This is a genomic window from Pseudomonas sp. P5_A12 (assembly GCF_056400685.1).
Window position 1 is genome coordinate 1 of record NZ_JBFUKU010000643.1, and the last position, 538, is coordinate 538.

At 53.0% G+C, this 538-nt stretch carries 3 tRNA genes; all 3 read left to right on the plus strand.

From position 1 onward, the window contains the following. Positions 1–52 precede the first annotated feature (52 nt). The 3 genes from AC1DSG_RS31680 to AC1DSG_RS31690 all read left to right on the plus strand — a co-directional run bounded on the left by AC1DSG_RS31680 (position 53) and on the right by AC1DSG_RS31690 (position 495). A tRNA-Val gene (locus AC1DSG_RS31680) sits at positions 53–128 on the plus strand. Between the two features lie 15 nt (positions 129–143). Beyond that, positions 144–220, plus strand: a tRNA-Asp gene (locus AC1DSG_RS31685). Between the two features lie 199 nt (positions 221–419). Beyond that, positions 420–495 (plus strand) — tRNA-Val (locus AC1DSG_RS31690). Positions 496–538: the final 43 nt, after the last annotated feature.

Consider the following 538-nt stretch of genomic DNA (forward strand, 5'->3'; position numbering starts at 1 on the left):
GGCATAATGTGCCCCGCAACGAAGGCATAATGTGCCCCGCAACGAAGGTAAAGGGTGATTAGCTCAGCTGGGAGAGCGTCTGCCTTACAAGCAGAATGTCGGCGGTTCGATCCCGTCATCACCCACCACTTTCAACGCTACGCGCAGCGGTAGTTCAGTCGGTTAGAATACCGGCCTGTCACGCCGGGGGTCGCGGGTTCGAGTCCCGTCCGCTGCGCCATATTCGGTTACCTGGAACGCTGAACGCCAGGTCACCACGGAAAAGCCCGCTAACGCGGGTTTTTTTCTGTCTGTAGATTGTCCGTTGTTCCTGCAGGTTGCATCGTTTCACCGGTTTTCGGATTTTTTTGAAAAATAATTCAATTAAATCAACATTTTACGAAAACCTGTGGCATAATGTGCCCCGCAACGAAGGTAAAGGGTGATTAGCTCAGCTGGGAGAGCGTCTGCCTTACAAGCAGAATGTCGGCGGTTCGATCCCGTCATCACCCACCACTTTCAACGCTACGCGCAGCGGTAGTTCAGTCGGTTAGAATAC